Source organism: Aquabacterium sp. (assembly GCF_036279675.1).
Classification (GTDB): Bacteria; Pseudomonadota; Gammaproteobacteria; order Burkholderiales; family Burkholderiaceae_C; genus Aquabacterium.
The window spans coordinates 1-22,948 of the sequence record NZ_DASUIS010000035.1 but is presented as its reverse complement, the minus strand read 5'-3'; the positions used below and the strand labels follow the sequence as shown (position 1 = coordinate 22,948).

The 22,948-nt window shown below is 62.8% G+C and carries 22 protein-coding genes; 8 read left to right on the top strand and 14 right to left on the bottom strand.

Annotated elements, in window-relative coordinates; genetic code table 11:
- Positions 1-245 precede the first annotated feature (245 nt).
- The 3 genes from VFW93_RS03570 to VFW93_RS03560 all read right to left on the bottom strand — a co-directional run bounded on the left by VFW93_RS03570 (position 246) and on the right by VFW93_RS03560 (position 2,608).
- On the bottom strand, positions 246-941 hold the full coding sequence (locus VFW93_RS03570) for a hypothetical protein (RefSeq protein ID WP_329692612.1): 696 nt from the start codon (positions 939-941) through the stop codon (positions 246-248).
- Between the two features lie 164 nt (positions 942-1,105).
- Positions 1,106-1,528, bottom strand: a complete 423-nt coding sequence (locus tag VFW93_RS03565; protein ID WP_329692611.1) for an HIT family protein — start codon at positions 1,526-1,528, stop codon at positions 1,106-1,108.
- Positions 1,529-1,564: 36 nt separating this feature from the next.
- A complete protein-coding gene (locus tag VFW93_RS03560) occupies positions 1,565-2,608 on the bottom strand; it encodes a CDP-6-deoxy-delta-3,4-glucoseen reductase (RefSeq protein ID WP_329692610.1) in 1,044 nt (347 codons plus the stop codon).
- A 71-nt stretch (positions 2,609-2,679) separates the two neighbouring features.
- Here VFW93_RS03560 and VFW93_RS03555 point away from each other — a divergent pair, with 71 nt between their 5' ends.
- On the top strand, positions 2,680-3,594 hold the full coding sequence (locus tag VFW93_RS03555; RefSeq protein WP_329692609.1) for an SDR family oxidoreductase: 915 nt from the start codon (positions 2,680-2,682) through the stop codon (positions 3,592-3,594).
- Positions 3,595-3,727: 133 nt separating this feature from the next.
- Positions 3,728-4,702 carry an SGNH/GDSL hydrolase family protein gene (locus VFW93_RS03550; protein ID WP_329692608.1) on the top strand — a complete coding sequence of 325 codons (975 nt, stop codon included), beginning with the start codon at positions 3,728-3,730 and terminating at the stop codon, positions 4,700-4,702.
- Between the two features lie 60 nt (positions 4,703-4,762).
- Here VFW93_RS03550 and nth read toward each other — a convergent pair whose 3' ends face one another.
- The 10 genes from nth to VFW93_RS03500 form a co-directional block, all read right to left on the bottom strand.
- Positions 4,763-5,404 (bottom strand): endonuclease III, encoded by a 642-nt coding sequence (gene nth, locus VFW93_RS03545; protein WP_329692607.1) that lies wholly within the window; start codon positions 5,402-5,404, stop codon positions 4,763-4,765.
- Positions 5,405-5,412: 8 nt separating this feature from the next.
- Positions 5,413-5,997, bottom strand: coding sequence for a DUF3617 domain-containing protein (locus tag VFW93_RS03540; RefSeq protein ID WP_329692606.1), 585 nt, complete (start codon positions 5,995-5,997; stop codon positions 5,413-5,415).
- A 47-nt stretch (positions 5,998-6,044) separates the two neighbouring features.
- A complete protein-coding gene (locus VFW93_RS03535; protein ID WP_329692605.1) occupies positions 6,045-6,548 on the bottom strand; it encodes a TPM domain-containing protein in 504 nt (167 codons plus the stop codon).
- An 11-nt stretch (positions 6,549-6,559) separates the two neighbouring features.
- A complete protein-coding gene (locus VFW93_RS03530; protein ID WP_329692604.1) occupies positions 6,560-7,549 on the bottom strand; it encodes a TPM domain-containing protein in 990 nt (329 codons plus the stop codon).
- Between the two features lie 9 nt (positions 7,550-7,558).
- A complete protein-coding gene (locus VFW93_RS03525) occupies positions 7,559-8,188 on the bottom strand; it encodes a LemA family protein (protein ID WP_329692603.1) in 630 nt (209 codons plus the stop codon).
- A gap of 126 nt (positions 8,189-8,314) precedes the next feature.
- Complete coding sequence (locus tag VFW93_RS03520; RefSeq protein WP_329692602.1) at positions 8,315-8,521, bottom strand: hypothetical protein; 207 nt, start codon at positions 8,519-8,521, stop codon at positions 8,315-8,317.
- Positions 8,522-8,770: 249 nt separating this feature from the next.
- Entirely contained in the window at positions 8,771-9,499 is a 729-nt protein-coding gene (locus VFW93_RS03515; RefSeq protein WP_329692601.1) for a hypothetical protein, read from the bottom strand.
- 44 nt (positions 9,500-9,543) lie between these two features.
- Positions 9,544-12,423, bottom strand: coding sequence for an ExeM/NucH family extracellular endonuclease (locus tag VFW93_RS03510; RefSeq protein ID WP_329692600.1), 2,880 nt, complete (start codon positions 12,421-12,423; stop codon positions 9,544-9,546).
- 155 nt (positions 12,424-12,578) lie between these two features.
- Positions 12,579-13,241, bottom strand: coding sequence for an electron transport complex subunit RsxB (rsxB, locus tag VFW93_RS03505; RefSeq protein ID WP_329692599.1), 663 nt, complete (start codon positions 13,239-13,241; stop codon positions 12,579-12,581).
- Positions 13,242-13,306: 65 nt separating this feature from the next.
- Positions 13,307-14,563 carry a polyhydroxyalkanoate depolymerase gene (locus VFW93_RS03500; protein WP_329692598.1) on the bottom strand — a complete coding sequence of 419 codons (1,257 nt, stop codon included), beginning with the start codon at positions 14,561-14,563 and terminating at the stop codon, positions 13,307-13,309.
- A 348-nt stretch (positions 14,564-14,911) separates the two neighbouring features.
- On the opposite strand from VFW93_RS03500, the gene VFW93_RS03495 reads away from it, so the two are divergent.
- A complete protein-coding gene (locus VFW93_RS03495) occupies positions 14,912-16,411 on the top strand; it encodes a galactose oxidase-like domain-containing protein (RefSeq protein ID WP_329692597.1) in 1,500 nt (499 codons plus the stop codon).
- A gap of 89 nt (positions 16,412-16,500) precedes the next feature.
- Here VFW93_RS03495 and VFW93_RS03490 read toward each other — a convergent pair whose 3' ends face one another.
- Positions 16,501-17,700, bottom strand: a complete 1,200-nt coding sequence (locus tag VFW93_RS03490) for an amino acid aminotransferase (RefSeq protein WP_329692596.1) — start codon at positions 17,698-17,700, stop codon at positions 16,501-16,503.
- 220 nt (positions 17,701-17,920) lie between these two features.
- Here VFW93_RS03490 and uvrB point away from each other — a divergent pair, with 220 nt between their 5' ends.
- The 5 genes from uvrB to VFW93_RS03465 all read left to right on the top strand — a co-directional run.
- Positions 17,921-20,029 carry an excinuclease ABC subunit UvrB gene (gene uvrB / locus VFW93_RS03485; RefSeq protein WP_329692614.1) on the top strand — a complete coding sequence of 703 codons (2,109 nt, stop codon included), beginning with the start codon at positions 17,921-17,923 and terminating at the stop codon, positions 20,027-20,029.
- Positions 20,030-20,142: 113 nt separating this feature from the next.
- Positions 20,143-20,400 (top strand): hypothetical protein, encoded by a 258-nt coding sequence (locus VFW93_RS03480; RefSeq protein WP_329692595.1) that lies wholly within the window; start codon positions 20,143-20,145, stop codon positions 20,398-20,400.
- A 101-nt stretch (positions 20,401-20,501) separates the two neighbouring features.
- A complete protein-coding gene (locus VFW93_RS03475) occupies positions 20,502-21,008 on the top strand; it encodes a low molecular weight protein-tyrosine-phosphatase (RefSeq protein ID WP_329692613.1) in 507 nt (168 codons plus the stop codon).
- A gap of 252 nt (positions 21,009-21,260) precedes the next feature.
- Positions 21,261-21,794, top strand: coding sequence for a Fe-S cluster assembly transcriptional regulator IscR (gene iscR, locus VFW93_RS03470; RefSeq protein WP_329692594.1), 534 nt, complete (start codon positions 21,261-21,263; stop codon positions 21,792-21,794).
- A gap of 161 nt (positions 21,795-21,955) precedes the next feature.
- Positions 21,956-22,948 (top strand): IscS subfamily cysteine desulfurase (locus tag VFW93_RS03465; RefSeq protein ID WP_329692593.1); only part of this gene is annotated, 993 nt, incomplete at its 3' end.

The window sequence follows — 22,948 nt, the reverse complement described above, 5'->3', positions numbered from 1 at the left end:
GATGGCCGATCGCGCTTATGTGCTGGATTCGGGGGAAGTGGCCTTGTCAGGCGCTGCCAGCGAACTGCTGGGTAATCCGCAGGTGCAGGCGGCGTATCTGGGAGCCTGATGACCCGTGGTCGGTCGACGTGGTTCGGGGCTGGCCATGGTTTCAGCTTGTGTTGATCAAGACGTCATCGTCGCGAACGTGGCAATGTATGCAGGTCTGAGATACGTCAGAGGCGATTGACAGGGTGCAATGGGTCTTACTTGCGCAACACCCGCTCACCTGCGCAACTCGCGTTGTACGCCGCCGATGTATTGGCAAGCTCCGCCGCGCGGCGCTGAAAGCCGCCGTTTCGCTCATTGAAGCTGGCCACCAGTTGATTGGTGCGCGCAGCGTTTTCGTTATAGGCCGCCACAGCTTGATTGATCGACCCTTCCTCTTGCAGCAGCGCCGACCGCAGGCCGTTGAACTTGGCCACATCTGCGTTATAGGCTGCAACCAGTTGATTGGTTTGCGCCATATCCTGCCTGGTCTTGGCAGGAGTGCTCTTTCGTTTCTCGATGTCTGACAGGCGGCGCGCCAGGCTGGCACTGTCAGCATGGAATTGATCCACGCGGGCCTGATGGGCCTGCCGCCTGGTATCCAGCGTGTGGGCGCCTTGCGCCAGTTCTTCATGCTTGGAGGCGAGCTGAGCTTGCTCCCCTTCCAGTTGGGATTGCTCTTGCTTGATTCCCTGGACTGCTTGCCGCATGCCGGCGTTCTGCCCCATGCAGCGCTCGATGTCGTCGATGGTGATGTCAGGCCCGTTGCCGCCCTCTGGCCGCTTCCACTTCTTGGTGATAGAGGGGATGCGGATCTCCTGCGGGCTCAGCTGGGTTGGCGGTTCGCTCGGTTCTGCCAGAACTGGTGCGGCGAGCGATAGCCAAAGCACGCCCATGACAAACGGCCGACGCATGAAGTCTTCCCCCTCTCCGTGATGGAACCTGTCTGGTTCCTGTTTTTGAAATTCGCGGAGAGGCAGGATAAACGGCGATCTTGATCGCTTGATGTCAGCGCCGTGACACGGCCTCATGCCCCCTCATCGTGGGGGCTGTTCAGCATGAGGCCGGTTGTGGGTGTTCAGGCTTCCATCGCCGCCACGATCTTCGCAGCCAGCGCCTTCAGATGCGCCTGATCTGCCATCACGGTGGCGTGCGGCTTGCGCAGATCAGCAATGGAGCCCGGGATCACATGGATGTGGAAGTGCGGCACGGTCTGGCCGGCGCCCGGGCCGTTGAGCTGCATCAGCACCACGCCATCGGCACCCAGGCCTTTCTTCTGCGCGTTGCCGATCTTGCGTACCGTGTTCATGCAGGCGGCGGCAGCAGCATCTGACAGCTCGAACACGGTCTCGGCGTGCTCCTTGGGGATCACCAGGGCATGGCCTTCGGTCTGCGGCATGATGTCCATGAAGGCCAGCGTGTGCGCGTCTTCATACAGCTTGATGCAGGGGATTTCACCGCGCAGGATCTTGGCGAAAATGTTGTTCGTGTCGTAGCTCATGTGGGGCTCCTTGGGTTGCGGGGCGCGGGTGTGGCTTCAGGATGAGGCCTTGTCGGCAGCGCTCGTGAAAGCATCGGCGTAGAAATACTCTTCGGGCAGGCCGGCCTTGGCGATGAAGTCTGCGCGGGCTGATTGCACCATGATGGGCGCACCGCAGGCATACACCTCGTGGGCAGACAGATCGGGCAGATCAGCCAGCACGGCCTGGTGGACGAAGCCCGTGCGGCCGGTCCAGTTGTCCTGTGGCCCGGCTTCAGACAGCACGGGCACGTAGGTCAGCCAGGGCAGCTCGGCTGCTTGTTGCGCGGCCCAGTCATGCATGTACAGATCCGCCTTGCTGCGGCAGCCCCAGTACAGCACGGTGGGGCGGGTGAGGCCCTTGTGGCGCATGTCTTCGATGATGGCCTTGAGGGGCGCGAAGCCGGTGCCCGAGCCCAGCAGCACGACCGGGCGCTCGGATTCATCGCGCAGGAAGAAGGTGCCGAAGGGCCCTTCCACACGCAGGATGTCCTTTTCCTTCATGGTGCTGAAAACCTGATCTGTGAACACGCCGCCGGGCATGTGGCGGATGTGCAGCTCGATGCCTTCAGGCCCGGCCTCTTTGACCGCATGCGGGGCATTGGCCATGGAGTAGCTGCGGCGCTGGCCATCCTTGAGCACGAACTCGATGTATTGCCCGGCACGGAAGCCGAAGTTGTTGGTGACCGGCAGTTGCAGGCGCAGCACCATCACATCAGGCGCGAGGCGGGTGAGGCTGGTCAGCCGAGTGGGCATCTTGACCACGGGGTGATCGCCCACGCCCACCACCTGTTTGCATTCCAGCACCAGATCGGTCTGTGGCGTGGCGCAGCAGGTCAGCATGTAGCCGGCTTCTTCTTCCTTGAGGCTGAGGGCCTTTTCCTGATGCGCGCCGTGGATCACACGGCCTTCGATCAGCTTGCATTTGCATGAGCCACAGGCGCCGTCCTTGCAGCCGTAGGGCAGGCCGATACCGGCGTTGATAGCGGCACTCAGCACCGTTTCATCCCGCTGCATGGTGAATGTGCGGTTGCTGGGGGTGATGGCGACGGAAAAACTCATGAACACAACCTCGATCAAGATGGCCTCAGAATCACAGGGCCGATTTTCGCTCAGACTTTGCAGCACGCCCCATGTTCAATCCCCAACCCGCTCGACATACCCGGTTTCGTCAAACGCGCGTGCTGATCGTGGGCTGTGGTGACGTGGGCTTGCGGGCGGCCCGGCAACTGCTGCCGCGTTGCCGCGTGCTGGCACTGACCTCACAGCCTGGCAAGGTGCAGGCCTTGCGCGAGGCGGGCATCGTGCCGCTGGTCGGCAACCTGGATCAGGCCGCCAGCCTGGGGCGACTGGCGGGACTGGCGACCCACGTGCTGCATCTGGCACCGCCACCAGGTGCGGGCGCGACGGATCCACGCACGGGCAGATTGCTCGCAGCCTTGAGCCGACGCGGCGGTGTTCGGTCCCTGGTCTATGGCAGCACCACAGGCGTTTATGGTGATGCCCAGGGCGCACTGTTTGATGAGACCCGCGCCGTGGCACCCGCTACGGACCGGGGGCGCCGCCGCGTGCACGCGGAGGCGCTGGTGAGATGGTGGGGGCGTCGTGAGGTGATGGCTTCAGGCACCCGGGCCAGCGTCTTGCGTATCCCCGGCATCTATGCGCTGGATCGGGAAGGCGGTGATCCGCGTGATCGTGTGCGCCGAGGCAGCCCTTTGCTCAGGCACGAAGATGATGTCTACACCAACCACATCCATGCCGATGACCTGGCGCGAGCCTGTGTGGCCGCCTTGTGGCGCGGCAAGTCGGGGCGCGTGGTGCATGCCTGTGACGACACCGACATGCGCATGGGTGAGTACTTCGATTGGGTGGCCGATCACTTCGGGCTGCCGCGATCACCACGCGTGAGCAGGGTAGAGGCGGCGGCCAGCCTGAGCCCGATGCAGTTGTCGTTCATGAGCGAGTCCCGCCGTTTGATGAACCGACGCCTGAAGAGCGAGTTGAAGCTGCGTTTGCGTTACCCATCGATACAGATCGGGTTGAGTTGACGCCTCCTGGCGACATGGGGGCCCCCTGTTCAGGGCCCTTTCCCTCTCATAGGGGTGCCGAGGGACGGGCCTGCTGGAAGGGCCGGTGATATCTTCGCCGTTTCATCATCCAATATTCAGCAGGGATCAGATCATGTCCATCCGTCGTGCTGTGGCCGCCGCCAGTGTGGCCCTGATTGCAATTCTGTCCGCCGCCTCGGCACAGGCCTATGACCAGATCGTCGTGTTCGGTGACAGCCTGTCCGACAACGGCAACCTCGCTCAGAAGTTTGGTGGCGCCGTGCCTGCCGCGCCCTATGCAAATGGGCGCTTCACCAACGGTGCGGTGGCCGTCGAAGTGATGGCCCAGCAACTGGGCCTGCCTTTGGTCGATTACGCCTATGGCGGCGCCACGACAGGCTCTGCCAACCAGTTCCAGGCACAGAACCCGCTGGTGGCCAATACCGGCATGCTCAGCCAGGTCAACAACTACGTGGCGGCCGGCCCTGCTGATGCCAACGCCCTGTACGTGGTCTGGGGTGGTGGCAATGACTTCCTGGCGGCCATCGCCACGGGTAACTTCTCGAACATGAATGCCGTCGTGACGACGGCCGTGACCAATCTGGTGACCGAGGTGGGTACGCTGTACGCCGCCGGCGCACGCGATTTCTTCATCCCTTTGCTGCCTGATCTGGGCACCACGTTCTATGGCACCTCTGGCGCCATTCCTCCCGCATTGCTCAGTGGCCTGAGCGCCTCGTTCAACAGTGCACTGACCACGCAGATGAACAACCTGGAGGCCAACAGCACCGGGATGAACCTGTCCATCTACAACACGCCGGCCATCCTGAGCATCGTGCGCAATGAACTGAGCGTGACGGGCGGCAACGTCACCGACCGTTGCTGGACGGGCGATTACGCGGGTGGTGGCGCGTCGGCGCCGGTGTGCAGCGCGCCAGATCAGTACTACCTGTTCGACAAGGTGCACCCGACCGCGCTGGTGCACTCGGTGGTGGGCAAGGACATGGCCGCCTCCGTGATGGCCGTGCCCGAGCCCATGACCAGCGGGCTGATGATGGTCGGTCTGATCTTCACGGGTCTGGCAGTTCGCCGCAACCGCGCTGTCTGATCCTGCTGTGAGCGGCCTGGCGCCGCACTGGATTCAACAGGCGCCTGCCCGAGTTCACATTCAGGCAGGCGCTGCTGTTTTGGGCTTGAACTTGCAAACGCTGCTGACACTGCACTCCCAGCATCGGGGCTTGCGTGCCTGGCACACGTAGCGCCCGTGCAGGATCAGCCAGTGGTGCGCATGAAGCCTGAAGTCAGGCGGGATGCGCTTGAGCAATTTCAGCTCCACATCCAGGGGCGTCTTGCCGGGGGCCAGGCCTGTGCGGTTGCCCACGCGAAAGATGTGCGTGTCTACCGCCATGGTCGGCTCGCCGAAGGCCACGTTCAGCACGACGTTGGCGGTCTTGCGACCCACGCCGGGCAGGGCTTCCAACGCTTCTCGGGTGCGCGGCACTTCGCTGCCATGTTGCGCGATGAGCATCCGGCAGGTTTCCAGCAGATGGCGCGCCTTGCTCTTGTACAAGCCGATGGTCTTGATGTACTCGCACAGGCCTTCTTCGCCCAGCGCCAGGATCTTTTCCGGCGTGTTGGCCACGGGGAAGAGTTTGGCGGTGGCCTTGTTGACGCCGACATCCGTTGCCTGGGCGGATAACAAGACGGCGGTGAGCAACTCAAACGGCGTGCTGTAGTTCAGCTCCGTTTCGGGGTGGGGGTTGGCGGCCTGCAGGGTTTCGAAAAAGGCCTGGATGTCGGCCGGCTTCATCAACGTTGTCATTTGGATGGCGGTTCGATGGGCTTGAGCCCGCCACAGTCGGCACCCAGCCACTTGCCACGATGCTTCATGGACATGGTCTGTGCCTGACCGTTGCGCGTGGTGCGCACCTGCATGTCACTGGTATAGGCATCGCCACCCTGGAAGGTGGTGCTGCCCTCGCCTTCGCTTGCCGGATCGGTGCAGGTGAACTTCCAGCTCCAGGTAGATCCGGTTTGCTTCAGCGCCGTGTTCTGGCAGCGGCCGTCCATCTTCTGCCAGCGATTCTGGCTCAGCATGTCCTTGGTGATGCACATGCGCATGGCCATGCCATTGCCACCGGGTGCCATCTGCACGCCATGTGCCTTCATCTGTGCTTCGACCTGCGCACGCATTTCAGGCGGCATGCGCTTCATCTGCTCCGCCATCTTGGCGGACATGTCAGGCACGGGTTTGCCATTGAGCAGTTGGGATTCAGGTGAGACCTCCCACAGGCCAGGCTTCATTGGGGGCATGTCGACGGCCATCGCCGACGCGGGCAAGACGATGAGCAAGGCCGAGCCGAGCAGGTGTCGGACGGTGAGGGCAGGTGCGCGAGCGGGCATGTGAACCTCCTGTTGTGCATGGCGATGATGACACAACGCAAGGCCGCTCAGATCAACACCACCGCGTCTGGCAACTCATTCCGATTGGGCGCGCTCGTCAGCGGGAAGTGCTGTCGCAGCAAGTCACTGACCGCCTGGATGGCCTCGGTCAGCCCGTCTTCGTATCGGCCGGCCTGCAGTGCCGCCGACAACTGATCGCTGATGCCTTGCCAGACGGCCGGGCCCGTGCGTGCGTGAAGGCCTCGGTCAGCCAGGATCTCGATGCGGCGGTCGGCCAGCAGCAGGTAGATGAGCACGCCGTTGTTGTGCTCGGTGTCCCAGACGCGCAACTGGCTGAACAGCGCCACGGCGCGGTCTCTGGACGAGACACCTCGCCAAAGTGCAGGGGCATGTAGCCCCGCTTCGACGCACAGGCGCAACTCGCCCATGTGTCGGGCTTCGCTGTCGCGCACGGCTTGTTCGAGGCGTTGCAGCCCGTCACGGCCCAACAGCTTGCGCGCATCGGCGGCATCCAGCCAGAGATGACGTGCCCAGCGGGTGAATATGTTCATCGCCTGCGTCCTCACCAGTTGCCGGAGGCGCCGCCGCCTCCGAAATCACCACCGCCGCCGGAAGACCAGCCGCCTCCACCACCACCGGAAGACCAGCCACCGCCTCCACCCCAGCCGCCTCCCGTGGGCGGGCCGCCCCAACTGCCGGGACCACCGCCCCGTCGACCGCCGTTGCCAAAGGCCAGTGCCAGCAAGATCGCCACGATGCCGCCGCCAATCGCCATGAAAAGACTGCTGGTGACAACCCAGATCAGGAAGCCACCAAGGGAGCCCGTGGCCAGGGCACCCAGCTTGCGCCCCAGGATGGCGCTGAGCACCCCAAACACGATGGGGATGCCGATCAGGCCAAAGACCACCAGATCATTGAACTGAAAGCCCTCGCCACCCTGATGGTGTCCGCTGACAGGGCGCGCGTCAGGCTCGGGCAGGTTCTCGCCCTGGATGCGCGCCATGAGTTGATCCACAGCTTGATGGAGACCGCCTGCGTAGTCACCCGCCTTGAAGGCTGGCTTGATGGCCTGCTCGATGATCCGACTGGCGGCCAGATCGGGCACGGCGCCTTCCAGCGCCTTGGCCACCTCGATGCGGATGCGCCTGTCCTGCCTGGCCACGACGATCAGCAGGCCATCGCCCACATCACGTCGGCCGATCTTCCAGGTCTCGCCAACGCGTTGGGCAAAGGCCGCGATGTCTTCGGGCTGTGTGCTGGGCACGAGCAGGATCACCATCTGCGTGCCATGCGCGCGCTCGAATGCCGACAGTTTCTGTTCCAGGGCTTGCGCCTGGGCGCTGCTCAGTGTCTGGCTCCGGTCGATCACATGCCCGCTCAACGGGGGGACGGGCAGGACATCGCCCGTGGGCTCGGCAGACAGGACCAGGGTCGAAAACAGCAGGGCGAAGAGCGTCAAGAGCAGGGCAGCGAGCCGGCTCAGGCTCGTCCGCGCAGCGCGCATCCAGCGCAGCGCGTGCGTGGTGTCTGCAGGCAGGTGGCCCAGCCTCATGGTGTGCGCTTACTTCTTGCCGAAGTCGACGGTGGGTGGTGTCGAGATCTGGGCTTCGTTCTGGACCGTGAACGTGGGCTTGACCTGGTAGCTGAAGACCATGGCCGTCAGGTTGGTCGGGAAGCTGCGCGCCAGCACGTTGTAGTCCTGGACGGCCTTGATGTAGCGGTTGCGGGCCACCGTGATGCGGTTCTCGGTGCCTTCCAGTTGCACGCGCAGATCCTGGAAGCCCTGATTGGCCTTCAGGCTGGGGTAGTTCTCGGTGACCATCATCAAGCGCGACAGCGCCCCGGACAACTCGCCCTGGGCTTGCTGGAACTTGTTGAAGGCCTCGGGGTTGTTGACCAGTTCCGGTGTGGCCTGGATGCTGGTGGCCTTGGCGCGGGCCTCGACCACCTTGGTCAGCGTGTCCTGCTCGAAGGCGGCTTCGCCCTTGACGGTGGCCACGATGTTGGGGATGAGGTCCGAGCGTCGTTGGTACTGGTTGAGCACTTCGGACCAGGCCGACTTGGTTTGCTCGTCCAGGCGCTGGAAGTCGTTGTAACCACAGCCGGTGAGCGACAGCGCCAAGGAGGCGGCACCCAGGAACAGGGCCAGACGGCGCAAGAAGGAAGGCAGAAGGGAAGACGCAGCAGTCATCGCGAACCTTTCGTGTCAACAGGAGCTGAGCCATGGCTGGCTCAGACCTGTAGCTTAGATCAGGTCAGGATCGCAGATTGCAAGGGGCGCAAATACAGTGAAAGCGACGGCAGGGACGGCTCAGGTTCAGGCGGCCTGGGCATCCAGCAACTGGCAGGACAGCACTTCGTGCGAGCGTGATTTGGGGTAACGATCACGCACGATCTGGATGGCGCCCAAGGGGGTGTCGGCCATCACTTTGAGAACGCGCTTGACGGCCTGCTGGGAGGGTGTGATCACCACCAGAGTTGACACTTCAAAAATACGCAGGGCAGGTTCAATCGCAAGGTTCATCAAGGCGCGCATGGCTTCTCCACTTCATGGCCACCGCGCATTGGTTGGCCACCCTTTTCATCATGCATTTTGCGGGCCAGACATGACAGGGGGGTGACCCCATGAAGCAGGGGTATGGCCTGCCTGTCCGGCCTCGCAATGGCCCCGATTTTCAGGGGGTGTCCCCGTGTTTGGACGGCGGATAAACCCCTTGTTGTCGTTACGTGAAACGTCGTGCGTACCGCAGCAACAAAGTGGTGCCAGGTGGTGTCAGCTTTGGTGCGAGCGGCTTGTGAGACGCCCCAGAATCAACAGGCCGGTCAGGGCCAGCGCCAGTCCCTCTGGCTCGGGTATGGCCGGCGTCAGGCCGATGTGCTGGACGGCCAGCACACTGCTGGTGTCATAGCTGTCCATGTCCGCGACCACGAAGCCGATCTTGACCAGGCCAGATTGTGTGAAGGTGTGGCTGACGTGCTGCAGGCCGGAGTCCAGCCAGGTGCCGGTCATGACGCTCAGGCTGTCCACGTCTGCCAGTTTGATGGCGGAATTGTCCAGGATCAACCAGGCTGCATCGGGCACAGGCATGGGCCCGGTATTGACCTGCGCAAACAGGCGCCAGTCGAAGCTCAATGTGTCGCCTGCCTGAACGTTCACGGTATTGAACAGCGCCGAGCCTTCGTACGAGACGTGGGCATTGACCACATCGTCAAACAGGCCACCTGGGACGCCGATCACGCCCGTCAGGCTGGCGTTGTCGAGCGGGTTGTTGCCGGACAGGTTCAGGGCGCCCGCGACCAGCGGGGCATCGTCGTCGACATCAAGGCTGGCGGTGCCCAGCAGGTAGCTGGGCGCGCTCAGGTCGATGTTGCCCAGTTGCGAACTTTGCGCAACGTCACCTGCCGTCAGCCAGGTGTTCAAGGGGGCTGCGTGTGCCATGGCGTTGGACAAGGTCAGCAGGCCTGCAACAGTCAGCACGCGAAAGTGGGGGGTGAACTTCATGATGGGTGGGTGTCTTGTAGGTAGGTGCTTGATGGGGGCGAGGCTTACAGCATCAGGTCGCGGGCGATCACGACTTGCGATGCCTGGATGCCACGCAGCGTCACCAGGGGGCGCGGGACAGCCGCACCGGCCGCACCATCGGTGTCGATGCGGATCTGCACGCCTGCGCTGGTATCGGTCAACTGGATGAAGCCGGCAGACAGCAGATCCACGCCGGGGTTGCTGGCGCGCAGGCTGGCGGCGAGGGTGCGCAGGTCGATGCGGTCTTCACCTGGTGTGAAGTCGGTGATGGCATCCAGCGCATCGCGCAGGCTGTTGTAGACGAAGACATCGCGCCCTGCACCGCCGGTGATCAGGTCCGCGCCTTCGCCACCCGTGATGCGGTCGTCGCCGGCTGTGCCGGTGATCAAGTCGCCACGCGAGGTGCCGGTGATCTGCTTGACCAGGTTCAGGCCAATCAGCAAGGGATCATGATCGGACGAGCGATAGGGCGTGGCCGAGTAGTAGTCGGGGCCGCACGCGGCGCAGGCGGGCTGTTTGAACTCCAGGTTGTAGTCGATGATGAAGGGCTCGTCGGCATTCACGTGCCACTCGGTCGCACCGGTCACCAGGCTGTTGAAGGCGGGCGTGGCCACGGCGTGATCAAGGGCACCAGACTCGCCATCGAACACATAGGAGTAAGGCTGGTTGCTGAAGCGCGCCGCGAGGTCCGTGTAGCCGTTGCTGATCAGGCTGTAGATCGGGTCTTCCAGGCTGTAGGCATTGAAGTCGCCCAGCAGCACGACGCGGTTGTTGCCTGACGTGGCTTGCAGGTTGGTCACGAAGGCCTGGATGGCCTGGGCTTCGCTGAGCCGCGCCGCGTTGAAGCAGCCCTGGCCATCGCCCTGGTCCAGGTCGGCCCCAGAAGCGCCAGAGCAGCCTTTGGACTTGAAGTGGTTGACCACCACCGAGAATGGCTCGCCATTGAGTGCCGTGAAGGTCTGGGCCACGGACGGACGCTTGTGGGCCGGATCGGTGTCGCTGATGGAGGCCCCGGTGCGGCTGAGCTTGGCCGGCTTGTAGATCAGGCCAACCTTGATGGCATCGGTGCCCACACCACTGACCGGATCGGGCACGACGGCATAGGTGCCGGCGCCCATCACGCTGTTGAGCCCATCCACGAGGTTCTGGACTGCAGCCGCGTTGTTCTGCAACTCCATGAGACCGACCACATCGGCGTTCAGGGCCGTCAGCTCGGCGATCAATTTGGTACGCTGGCGTGTGAACTCTGCGGCCGAATCCGCACCGCGGCAATCGGCCGTCGTGCCAGACGGCGCGCAGCCCTGACCGCTCTGGCCGCTGGCCGTGTTGCCGTCGCTGAAGGTCGTGAAGAAGTTCAGCAGATTGGCGCTGGCAATGCGGATGTTGCCGCCCACCTCGTCGGGCTGCGCACTGCGTTGATTGACACGCGTGAATGCCACAGGTGCGGTCGGGTGGATCTTGTAGCTGGCCAGGCCGGTGTTGTCGCTGGTGCTCAGACCGTAGTCGATCACACCGGTCAGGCTGTCGACCGTGTCGCCCGCGCGCAAGGTGTTGTTGGCGCCGATGTAGGGCGTGGGGTTGGGGTTCTGCAGCGAGCTGCCGTCATCCAGCAGGATCTGGCGTTGGGCGTTGGATGCGGCCATGTTGATGGCGTCAGCGCTGCCAGGGCGGAACTTGTTGGTCGGCTTCTCCAGTCGGCCCGCAGCCGACAGCGTGACCTGACCGTAACGGCCCTGGAAATAGTTCTGCGACGCCGTCAACTGCGTGTTGACCGTCACCAGCATGCCTTCCACGGCTTCCAGCTGCGCCTCGGTGGCAGGCAGCGTGATCACGGTAGGGGTGATGCTGTTGCCACTGCTGGTGACCGTGATGTTAGTGGGCGAACTCAGTTCAGTGACGGTGTGGGCTGCCGTGAGCGCGTTCGTGCTGGCACCGGTGTTGAACTCGGCCACCTTGCCGCTGAGCGTGATGGCCTGACCGACGGACACCGTGGGCGCGGTGCTGGTGAAAACGTAGATGCCTTCCGACGTGGATGGGTTTGTGTCGGCGTTGGGCTCTTGCAGGAAGAAGCCGTTGTTGTTGACCTTGGTGACCACACCGCTTGTGTTGATGGTCTGCCCGATGAGCGGGCTGGTGGCGCCGCTGCCCTGGATGTCGTGAATGGATGTCAAGGGGCCGGTACTTCCGCCGCCGTTATTGCCGCCAGAACCGCCACCACCGGTGCCACTGCACAGCAGCACGGTGGTGCTGGTATTGCGTGGGCTGGGCGTGCCGGCTGTGAAGTCCGCGGCATTGACGTTGCTGTCGGTGCAGCCATTGCCCGCGCGCAAGATGGCGGCTGTGGCGCTTGGTGCAGGGGCGGCGCCTGTGCCTTCGTAGAAGTTGGCCGCACCGTAACCCACCAGATCAACGATCTGAGCGAGCTGCGCGGCGTTACAGGCGGTGCTGCCGCCATTGCAGGTCAGCCCGGTGGTGCCATTGACCAGGGCCAGCTTGCCTGCTGTGGCGCTGATGTTCAATCCGGTGCTGCCGGCGAAGTCCACGGTGACGGGCAGGGCCGCGCCCACGCTGCTGGAGGTAGCCAGGCTGACCAGGAAGTACTGCCCGGCTTGCACCGTGGCATTGGGCAGGGTCACGACCGTGTTGCCCGAGAAGTTGCCCGTGCCGGTGGACGATGCATATTGCAGTGAAAGGCCGGACAGATTGACGGCTGTCGAACCCGCATTGAACAGCTCGACGTAGTCGCTTTTGTAGGTCGGGCTACCACTGGTCGCCCCGCCGCCGCCGTAGATCTGGCTGATCACCAGCCCCGTGCTGGAGGCCCAGGCTGTGCTGCCTAAAGCCAGTGCCGTAGCGACACAGACGGGCTTGAGTTGACGAAGGGTGTGGCGGGACAAACGCATGGCAAACCTCAGGCTGAAAGATGCCTTGCAGTGTGGTGATGCGGTGTTTCAGGCGCATGGGCCTGTCGTCTTCGTGGCGTGATCCCTTGGGTTCAGCTTGTGTGGCAGTGTCCGCTTGGGCGCGATGCCGACCGGATGGTGGTGCTGTGCGTGGCTCAGCCGGGTTGGCGACGTGCGCGAGCGCGTGCCAGCGCCGCTTCGATCACGGCGCGCTTCTGGTCCAGTTGCACCGGGTCGGTCAGCTTGGACGCTTCGGACAGGTGGGCCAGCTTGTGCTCGGCCTTGGCCTGCAAGCGCGTTTCATGCTCGGCCTTGGCGCGCACCACGCGGATCTGGTGGAAGGCATGGCGCTGGCGGGCCTGGTCGGCCAGTTCCTGGGGCCAGGCCGCCCAGCCCGTGGGCTTGGGTTCGCCCGCATGCGCAGGTTCCAGCGAGATGCAGTCCACAGGGCACACAGGGATGCACAACTCGCAACCCGTGCATTGGTCTTCGATGACCGTGTGCATGTGCTTGTTGGTGCCGATGATCGCGTCCACCGGGCAGGCCTTGATGCACAAGGTGCAGCCGATGCACCAGGCCTCATCGATGACGGCCAGCGCGCGAGGCCCTTCCAGGCCATGATTTTCGCTCAAGGGCTGCTCAGGGAGCCCTGTAAGTTGGGCCAGCCGACGCACGCCTTCCATGCCGCCAGGCGGGCATTGATTGATGCCGGCTTCCCCCTGGGCAATGGCCTGGGCGTAGCTCTCACAATCAGGAAAGCCGCAGCGCGTGCATTGCGTCTGCGGCAAAAGGGCGTTGATCTGTTTGGCGTCCAGCATGATGGCGCTGGAGTGTACAAGCCCTGCGCCGCGAGGGGCGGGCAGGGCCTCTGTGGGTCACCAGGTCACTTGTTGTGAGCCAGGATGAAGGCGCGGATCTCGGGGTAGGCCTGTTCGCGCCAGCGACGGCCAGAGAAGATCCCGTAGTGGCCTGCGCCGACCACGTCATAGTGCTTCTGGCGTGTCTTGGGGATACCCGTGCACAGATCGTGCGCAGCTCTGGTCTGGCCGGCGCCGGAGATGTCGTCGAGCTCGCCTTCCACGGTCAACAGAGATGTGGTCTTGATGTCCTGTGGGCGAACCAGCTCTTCCTTGCCCTTGGGGTTGCGCACCTTCCAGGTTCCATTGACCAGCGCGAAGTCCTGGAACACGGTCTTGATGGTGTCCAGGTAGTACTCGGCGGGCATGTCCAGCACGGCGTTGTACTCGTCGTAGAACTGGCGGTGAGCATCGGCGCTGTCACCATCGCCACGAACCAGATCCAGGAAGTAGTCGTAGTGCGAGGTCGCGTGGCGATCCGGGTTCATGGCCACAAAACCCGTGTGCTGCAGGAAGCCCGGGTACACACGACGCGAGGCGCCGGGGTAGTTGGGCGGCACGCGGTAGATCACATTGTTCTCGAACCACTCGAAGCTCTTGTTCATCGCCAGGTTGTTCACGGCCGTGGGCGATTTGCGCGCGTCGATCGGGCCGCCCATCATGGTCATGGTCCGGGGGGTGGGCTCGCCACGGCTGGCCATCAACGAGACGGCGGCCAGCACGGGCACGGTGGGCTGGCACACCGAGATCACGTGCACGCCAGGGCCCACCTTGCGGATGAAGTCCTGCACGTAGTTCACATAGTCGTCCAGGTGGAAGGGGCCATCTTCGAGCGGCACCATGCGGGCGTCGATCCAGTCGGTGATGTAAACCTTGTGGTCTTGCAGCAGGGTGCGCACGGTGTCGCGCAGCAGGGTTGAATGGTGGCCGGACAGCGGCGCCACGACCAGCACGGAAGGCTGGTCGCGCATCTTGTCGAGCAGCTTGGATTCGTCCGTGAAGCGCTTGAAGCGAATCAGCTTGCAGAACGGTTTTTCCTCGACGACCTGTTCCTGAATCACCACATCGGTGCCATGGACGTTGACCTTGTTGATCCCGAACTCGGGTTTTTCGTATTCCTTGGTCAGGCGATGGATCAGATCAAAGCCGGCCGACACCCGATGCGCGGAAGGGATCTGGGCCATGGGCGACAGCGGGTTGCTGTACAGCTTGGAGGCGGCACTGGCGAATTCGGAGAATGGACTGATCCAGGCGCGGTTGGTTTCGTAGATCTGATAGAGCATGGCGGGGCCTTTTCCTCTGGTACTGCGGACACATGACCGTGATCACTCACGTTTTCAACAGCATGGTGCAGTGCAGCATAGTTTAGTTTTTCAATATTTGCACTTCTCCGAGCCCCTAGAGCAAGGCAACAACAGCACGAACATCGTGCATTTTTGAGTCTGCTCAATCGTTTAATGCGCCGCAAAGGCCTGTCGTGATACGTCCCTACCAAAGCAGGGGGGATTCCCCCCGGACCGAGGGGGCTGTGCGCCTAGGGTTGACCGCAGGGCTGAGATAACGTTTGTTTACCGGTTGTTTCTTATTGTGAAACATATCGACCCAGCCAGCAGACCCCAGGGAGCTTTCCGATGACGACGCGCCGCGTGACCAGACTTGTTTCAACCCGATTCGCCAAAGCCCTCTTGCTGGGCGGAACGCTCACCGCACTGCATGCCGGTGCGGCCTGGGATACCTACGTCAAAGGTTCTTTCGGGCCGGTCGTGAACTGGCCTCTGATCCCCATCCACGTGGTTTTGCTGCCTGACGGGCGTGTGCTGGGCTACGGTACCGATGGCCAGGGCAACCAGACCGGGCAGTTCACCTATGACGTCTGGGATCCGGTCAAGGGCACGGACGCCGCTTCGCACCTGACCTTGCCCAATACCACGGGCACGGACACCTTCTGCAGCGGGCAGATCGTGTTGCCTGCCAGCGGCGCCGTGTTGCTGACTGGTGGCGACAAGACGGTCAACAACGTGCGCAACTACTCGGTCAACGACGTCAACCTGTTTGACTACCGCTCGTCGGCCCTGTATTCGGCCCAGCAGCCCATGGCCTTTCTGCGCTGGTATCCGACCGTGCTGACCACGGCTGCAGGCGAGGTACTGGTGCTGGGTGGCCGCGTCGACCCGAACACGCCGGCGCCCACGCCGGAGGTCTACACCGAGGGTAAGGGTTGGCGCTCGCTGACGACGGCCACCAACGATGATGCTTACGGCATCAACAACTGGAGCTACCCACGTGCCTGGCAGGCCCCGAATGGCAAGGTGTTCATCGCCACCAAACTGGGCGGCACCTACTACCTGGATCCGGCAGGTACCGGCAAGCTGGAAAAGACCAGCCTGACTTTGTCCGCCAGCGACGAGTACCTCACCAGCCTGATGTACGCGCCGGGCAAGATCCTGTCATTCCGCAAGCTCAACAAGGCCGTGGTGATCGACATCAACGGCACGACCCCCAAGGCCACCAACGTGACCGGCGTGGGCCAGGATCGCTATCACGGCTCTGCCACGGTCATGGCCGATGGCAAGGTCTTCGTGAGCGGTGGGTCTTTCGTGTCCAACGTGGCCAATGGCGTGGCTTACACGGCCAAGATCTGGAACCCGGCCAACAATGGCTGGACCACGGCGGCCACCGCGGCGAAGATGCGCCTGTACCACTCGGTCTCCATGCTGCTGCCAGACGGCCGCATCCTGACTGCTGGCGGTGGCGCACCCGGTCCGGTCGTCAACCTCAATGGCGAGATCTACACGCCGCCCTATCTGTACAAGCAGGACATCACCGGTACGCTTGCCACGCGTCCCAGCATCACGTCGGCGCCCGCCACAGCCACTTGGGGCGTGCCTATCACGGTGACGGCGAACGTTTCTGGCATCAGCAAAGTCACGTTGGTCAAGACCGGTTCGGTCACGCACACGGTCGATTTCGACCAGCGTTTCATCAACCTCAGCTACACCGCGTCTGGTTCGACCTTGAAGGTGAGCATGCCGGCTTCTGCGAACGTGGCCCCTCCGGGTTACTACATGCTGTTCGTGTTCAACAGCGCGGGCGTGCCTTCTGTGGCGAAGATCATCAAGCTCAACAGCTGATCAACGCGCCCAGCGAGATGGCATGAAAAAGGGGCTCCGTGGAGCCCCTTTCTGTCTGGCTGCAGCGCACGTGGCTGCAGCAGTTCGATTTACATCACAGCCTTGATGGCCGCAGCCACAGCCTTGATGTTGCCGGTGTTCAATGCGGCCACGCAGATACGGCCGGAGTCGACACCGTAGATGCCGAATTCAGAGCGCAGGCGCTGCATTTGGGCAGCGTTCAGGCCCGAGTAGCTGAACATGCCCTTTTGACGGGTGATGTAGCTCAGGTCGCCTTGCACGCCGGCGGCGGTCAGTTCGTTGACCAGGGCGGTACGCATCAGCTTGATGCGGTCACGCATTTCGGCCAGCTCGTCTTCCCACATCTTGCGCAATTCGGGAGAGGTCAGCACCGAAGCCACCACTTGCGCACCGTGCGTGGGCGGGTTGGAGTAGTTGGTGCGGATCACGCGCTTGAGCTGGCTCAGCACGCGGTTGGATTCTTCAGCCGATTCGCTCACGATGCTCAGGGCGCCCACGCGCTCGCCGTACAGCGAGAAGCTCTTGGAGAAGCTGGTGGACACGAAGTAGCTCAGGCCAGCGTCCAGGAACTTGATGACCACGGCGCCGTCTTCAGCGATGCCGTTGCCGAAGCCCTGGTAGGCCATGTCCAGGAAGGGGACCAGGCCGCCAGCCTTGATGGTGGCGATGATCTCGTCCCACTGGGCGTCCGACAGGTCGTAGCCGGTCGGGTTGTGGCAGCAGGCGTGCAGCAGCACGATGGTGCCGGGCTTGGAGGCCTTCAACTTGGCCAGCATGCCGTCGAAGTTGATGCCACGGTTGGCGGCGTCGTAGTAGGGGTAGACGTCCACGGGGAAACCGGCGGCTTCGAACAGGGCGCGGTGGTTTTCCCAGCTGGGGTCCGAGATCAGGACTTGCGCGTCGGGGTTCAGGCGCTTGAGGAAGTCGGCGCCCAGCTTCAGGCCACCAGTACCGCCAATGGCCTGGGCCGTGGCGATTCGGCCAGCCTTGACGGCGGCGTGATCGGCACCGAACACCAGGCCTTGCACGGCCTTGTCATAGGCCACGATGCCGTCGATGGGCAGGTAGCCGCGAGCCTTGGGGGCCTCGGACATCTGCTTTTCAGCAGCGGCCACGCACTTCAGCAGGGGCAGCTTGCCCTGGTCGTCGGTGTAGACGCCCACGCCCAGATTGACCTTGTTGGGGTTGGGGTCGGCATTGAATTGTTCGTTGAGGCCCAGGATGGGGTCACGGGGGGCCATTTCAACGGCAGCGAACAGCGAGGCCATGCAAGCAGTCTCCGGTCAGAGGTGTTAGAGCTGAAAAAGGGATAAGCTGGAAAATTCGACAGCTCGAACTCGGCGAAAAAATGGTTTTTGACCACCTTCGCCAAATCGGGCAAACCCTTTATTTTATCGAACTGTGACCCGGATGTCTGAGCCGATTGATCTTTCCTCTGCCGCGCACCCGTCAAAAAGTGTGCAATCTCCTGCGATAGCGCTGGAAGGCGTGGTCACAGCCGGGCTGGCGGGCACCGAACACAGCGCCGGGCATTTCGTGCAGTTTCCCGATTCGCCCTTCGAGCTGTACCAGCCGTATCCGCCGGCCGGGGATCAGCCCACCGCCATCGCGCAATTGTGCGAAGGCATCGAAGATGGCCTCTCCTACCAGACCCTGCTGGGCGTGACCGGCTCGGGCAAGACCTTCACCATGGCCAATGTGATCGCCCGGCAAGGGCGCCCGGCCATCGTGTTTGCGCCCAACAAGACGCTGGCCGCGCAGCTGTACGCCGAGTTCCGCGAGTTCTTCCCTCACAACGCGGTCGAGTATTTCGTCAGTTACTACGACTACTACCAGCCCGAGGCCTATGTCCCGCAGCGCGATCTTTTCATCGAAAAAGACAGCGCCATCAACGAGGCCATCGAGCAGATGCGGCTGTCTGCCACCAAGAGCCTGCTGGAGCGCCGTGACGTGATCATCGTGGCCACCGTGTCGGCCATCTACGGTATCGGCAAGCCTGAGGATTACATGCAGATGGTGCTGATCGCCCGCGTGGGCGACAAGCTGGGCCAGCGTGATGTCATCGCGCAGCTCATCCGCATGCAGTACAAGCGCAATGACATGGATTTCGGGCGCGGCACTTTCCGCGTGCGGGGCGACACCATCGACGTGTTCCCCGCCGAACACAGCGAGCTGGCCGTGCGCATCGAGCTGTTCGATGACGAGATCGACAGCATCCAGTTGTTCGACCCGCTCACCGGCAAGGTCCGCCAGAAGATCCCGCGCTTCACCATCTACCCGTCGAGCCATTACGTGACACCACGCGAGCGCGTGCTGGTGGCCATCGAGAGCATCAAGGCCGAGCTCAACGAGCGCGTCAAGCAACTGGTGGGCGAGGGCAAGCTGGTGGAAGCGCAACGCGTAGAGCAGCGCACCCGCTTTGACCTGGAGATGCTGCAGGAGGTGGGGCACTGCAAGGGCATCGAGAACTACACGCGCCATCTCTCGGGTGCCGCGCCCGGCGATCCGCCGCCCACGCTGGTGGACTACATGCCCGCCGATTCGCTCATGTTCCTCGACGAGAGCCACGTGATGATCGGTCAGCTGGGTGGCATGTACAACGGTGACCGCTCCCGCAAGACCACACTGGTTGAATACGGTTTTCGCCTGCCTTCGGCGCTCGACAACCGCCCGCTCAAGTTCGAAGAGTTTGAACGCAAGATGCGCCAGTGCATCTTCGTCACCGCCACGCCGGCGGCCTACGAGCAGCAGCATTCCGGCCAGGTGGTCGAGCAGGTGGTGCGCCCGACCGGCCTGATCGATCCCATGGTGGAAGTGCGCCCTGCCACGCACCAGGTGGACGACGTGCTGCAGGAGATCCGCATCCGCGTGGAGAAGAACGAGCGTGTGCTGATCACCACCCTGACCAAACGCATGGCCGAGCAGCTCACGGACTACCTGACCGAAAACGGCGTCAAGGTGCGTTACCTGCACTCGGACATCGACACCGTCGAACGCGTCGAGATCCTGCGCGACCTGCGTCTGGGTACGTTTGACGTGCTGGTGGGCATCAACCTGCTGCGAGAAGGCCTGGACATCCCCGAGGTGTCTCTGGTGGCCATTCTGGATGCTGACAAGGAAGGCTTCCTGCGTGCCGAGCGCAGCCTGATCCAGACCATCGGGCGCGCGGCCCGCAACCAGAACGGCCACGCCATTCTCTACGCCGACAAGATCACCGAGTCCATGCGCAAGGCCATGAGCGAGACCGAACGGCGCCGCAACAAGCAGATCGCGCACAACGAAGCGCACGGCATCACGCCCAAGACCATCAACAAGAAGGTCAAGGAGCTGATCGACGGCGTGATGTCCAACGCGGCCAAGGATGATCTGCGTGCGGCCGAGGCGCTGGTCAAGTCCATGGAGGGCAGCGAGGGCATGTCCGAGCGCGACCTCAGCAAGCGCATGAAACAGCTGGAAAAGGACATGCTGGAGGCGGCGCGCAACCTGGAGTTCGAAAAGGCCGCACGGCTGCGCGATCAACTGGCCCTGCTCAAGGAGCAGGCTTTTGGCGCCGTGGTGCACGACCACGTGGTGCCGATCCAGGCAGGGCGGAAATGAGCCAGTCCCCCTAGGTTGCCATGGGCGAGCTAGGGGCTTTTCTCCACGGGGTGTGACGCGCACAATCGGTGGGCTGGCCGAGCAAGTGCTGGGCCGTTTTGCAGGAGCACGTCATGGACAAGAAGCTTCACTGCCTTGAGACCTTTCGTGTACAGGACATGCACGGCGCCACCTACAAGGTGCATGCCTACGAACACCTGACCCGCGTCGACAACCTGCTGGACATGCGTACCCAGTGGGAGCCCACGGGCGAGGTCGAATTCAAGCTGTCAACCGGCGAACACCTCGATCTGGATGAGGATGGCACTTTGCACGTGCTCGGATCGAGCATGCCTTTGAGGCGCGTGTCGCCAAGTGCCCACGTCATGTGACCTTTGCCCTTGGGGCCGGCGGTTGAGCGCGGGACAATAGAAGAATGGCATTTTTCTTTCCGTCTCGCGCCAAGTCAGCGCCTGTTCCATCCTCGTTTCGCATGCGGGTGCTCATGGTGTGCATGGGCAACATCTGTCGCAGTCCGACGGCAGAGGGCGTGCTGCGCCACAAACTGGCCCAGGCCGGCCTGGCGGATGTGATCGAGGTCGACTCTGCCGGGACCCACGCCCACCATGTGGGCAGCCCGCCCGACGAGCGCTCGCAACAGGCTGCACTCAAGCGGGGCTATGACATCAGTCGCCAGCGCGCTCGCAAGGTGCGTTCGCAGGATTTTCAGGAGTTTGACCTGTTGCTGGCCATGGATTGGGACAACCTGGCCTTGCTGGAAGAGCACTGCCCGCAGGCCCCCGAATTGCGCCGCAAGCTCAAGCGGCTGACCGAGTTCGTGCCCTCCGCGTCGCCTCACGCCGGGGCGCAGGTGGTGCCGGATCCATATTACGGTGGGCCGGCCGGTTTCGACTTTGTGCTGGACCTGGTCGAGCACGCCTGTGACGGCCTGGTCGAACATTTGCGACAAGTTGTCGGTTCTGTCGCATCGCGCGCCTGACAACATCCGCCATTAACCCAGCGCGCCGCTGGGGCAGCAGGCTGGCCCGGATCTTGATAGATCAGCCCTATGGGCGCCATCGTCAATGCATAAGGGAACTCCCTTGGTTGAAGTTGACTAAATCAGTGGGGTACCTTATAATCGAGCTGATTACTCGGAAATAAGGCTTTGCCGGAGATCCTGGCAAAGCTACCCACAGGTCATCCCTGCCGCGATGGGTGCCAACCGAGTCCCTGACCAAGGAGAGAAGCGATGCGTCTGACTACCAAAGGCCGTTTTGCCGTAACGGCGATGATCGATCTGGCTCTGCGTGAGCACACTGGCCCCGTGGCCCTGGCTGCCATCAGCCAGCGTCAACAGATTTCCCTGTCCTACCTCGAACAGCTGTTCGGCAAACTGCGCCGTCACGAGCTGGTCGAAAGCACCCGTGGTCCTGGCGGCGGTTATTCGCTGGGCCGCAAGGCGGAAGACATCACCGTGGCCGACATCATCGTCGCCGTGGATGAGCCAATTGATGCCACTGGTTGTGCCGGCAAGGAAAACTGCATGGGTGAAGACGGCGGCCGCTGCATGACGCACGACCTCTGGACCAGCCTGAACAACAAGATGATCGAGTACCTGGATTCGATCAGCTTGCGCAAACTGGTGGAAGACCAGCTCGCCAAGGGGGTGTCCATCGAGGCCCAGCCCGTCAAGCGTGCGATCTCCACCCAGCCGGTGGTCAAGCCGATCAAGGTCACGGCCCCCAACTCTGTCTTTGCACTGGGCGCAGCCCTCACCAAGTAAAGGGGCACCCACCCCCGGGTTTGCCTACCCCGGGTGGTGTCCCTGATAATTGATGGTTTTGTGCTGAGCTGAGCTCATTTATTTCCTGCGTAGCTATTGGCCCGGGCCGCCCATGTCACCATGTGGCACGGGTATGGCGCCAGCTTTGTTGAGTCGCCACTATGGACATGACCCCTCACTTCCCGATCTACATGGACTACGGCGCCACGACGCCGTGCGACCCTCGCGTCGTTGACGCCATGATTCCCTGGCTGCGCGAGCACTTTGGTAATCCCGCCTCCCGCACCCATGCCTATGGTTGGGAAGCCGAAGAAGCGGTCGAGAAGGCGCGTGTGCAAGTTGCCGAGCTGATCGGTGCCGATCCGCGCGAAATCGTCTGGACCTCGGGTGCCACCGAATCCAACAACCTGGCCTTGAAGGGCGCCGCGCACTTCTACAAGACCCGCGGCAAGCACATCATCACGGTCAAGACCGAGCACAAGGCCGTGTTGGACACCGTGCGTGAACTGGAGCGCCAGGGCTTCGAGGCCACCTACCTGGATGTCAAGGAAGACGGCCTGCTGGACATGGACGTGCTCAAGGCCGCCATCCGCCCCGACACGATCCTGATCTCGGTCATGTTCGTGAACAACGAGATTGGCGTCATTCAAGACATCCCCGCGATCGGCGCCCTGTGCCGCGAGAAGGGCATCATCTTCCACGTGGACGCAGCCCAGGCCACCGGCAAGGTCGAGATCGACATGGCCACGCTGCCTGTGGATTTGCTGAGCCTGGCCTCGCACAAGACCTACGGCCCCAAGGGCATCGGCGCGCTGTATGTGCGCCGCAAGCCCCGCATCCGCATTGAGGCGCAGATGCACGGCGGTGGCCATGAGCGCGGCATGCGTTCGGGCACGCTGCCCACGCACCAGATCGTTGGCATGGGCGAGGCCTTCCGCATCGCCAAGGAAGAAATGGCCACTGAGAACGTGCGCATCAAGGCACTGCGTGATCGCCTGCTGGCCGGCCTGCAAGGCATCGAACAGATCTTCGTCAATGGCGATCTGGACAAGCGAGTCGCCCACAACCTGAACGTGTCGTTCAACTATGTGGAAGGCGAGTCGCTGATCATGGGTATCAAGGGCATCGCCGTGTCCTCGGGCTCGGCCTGTACC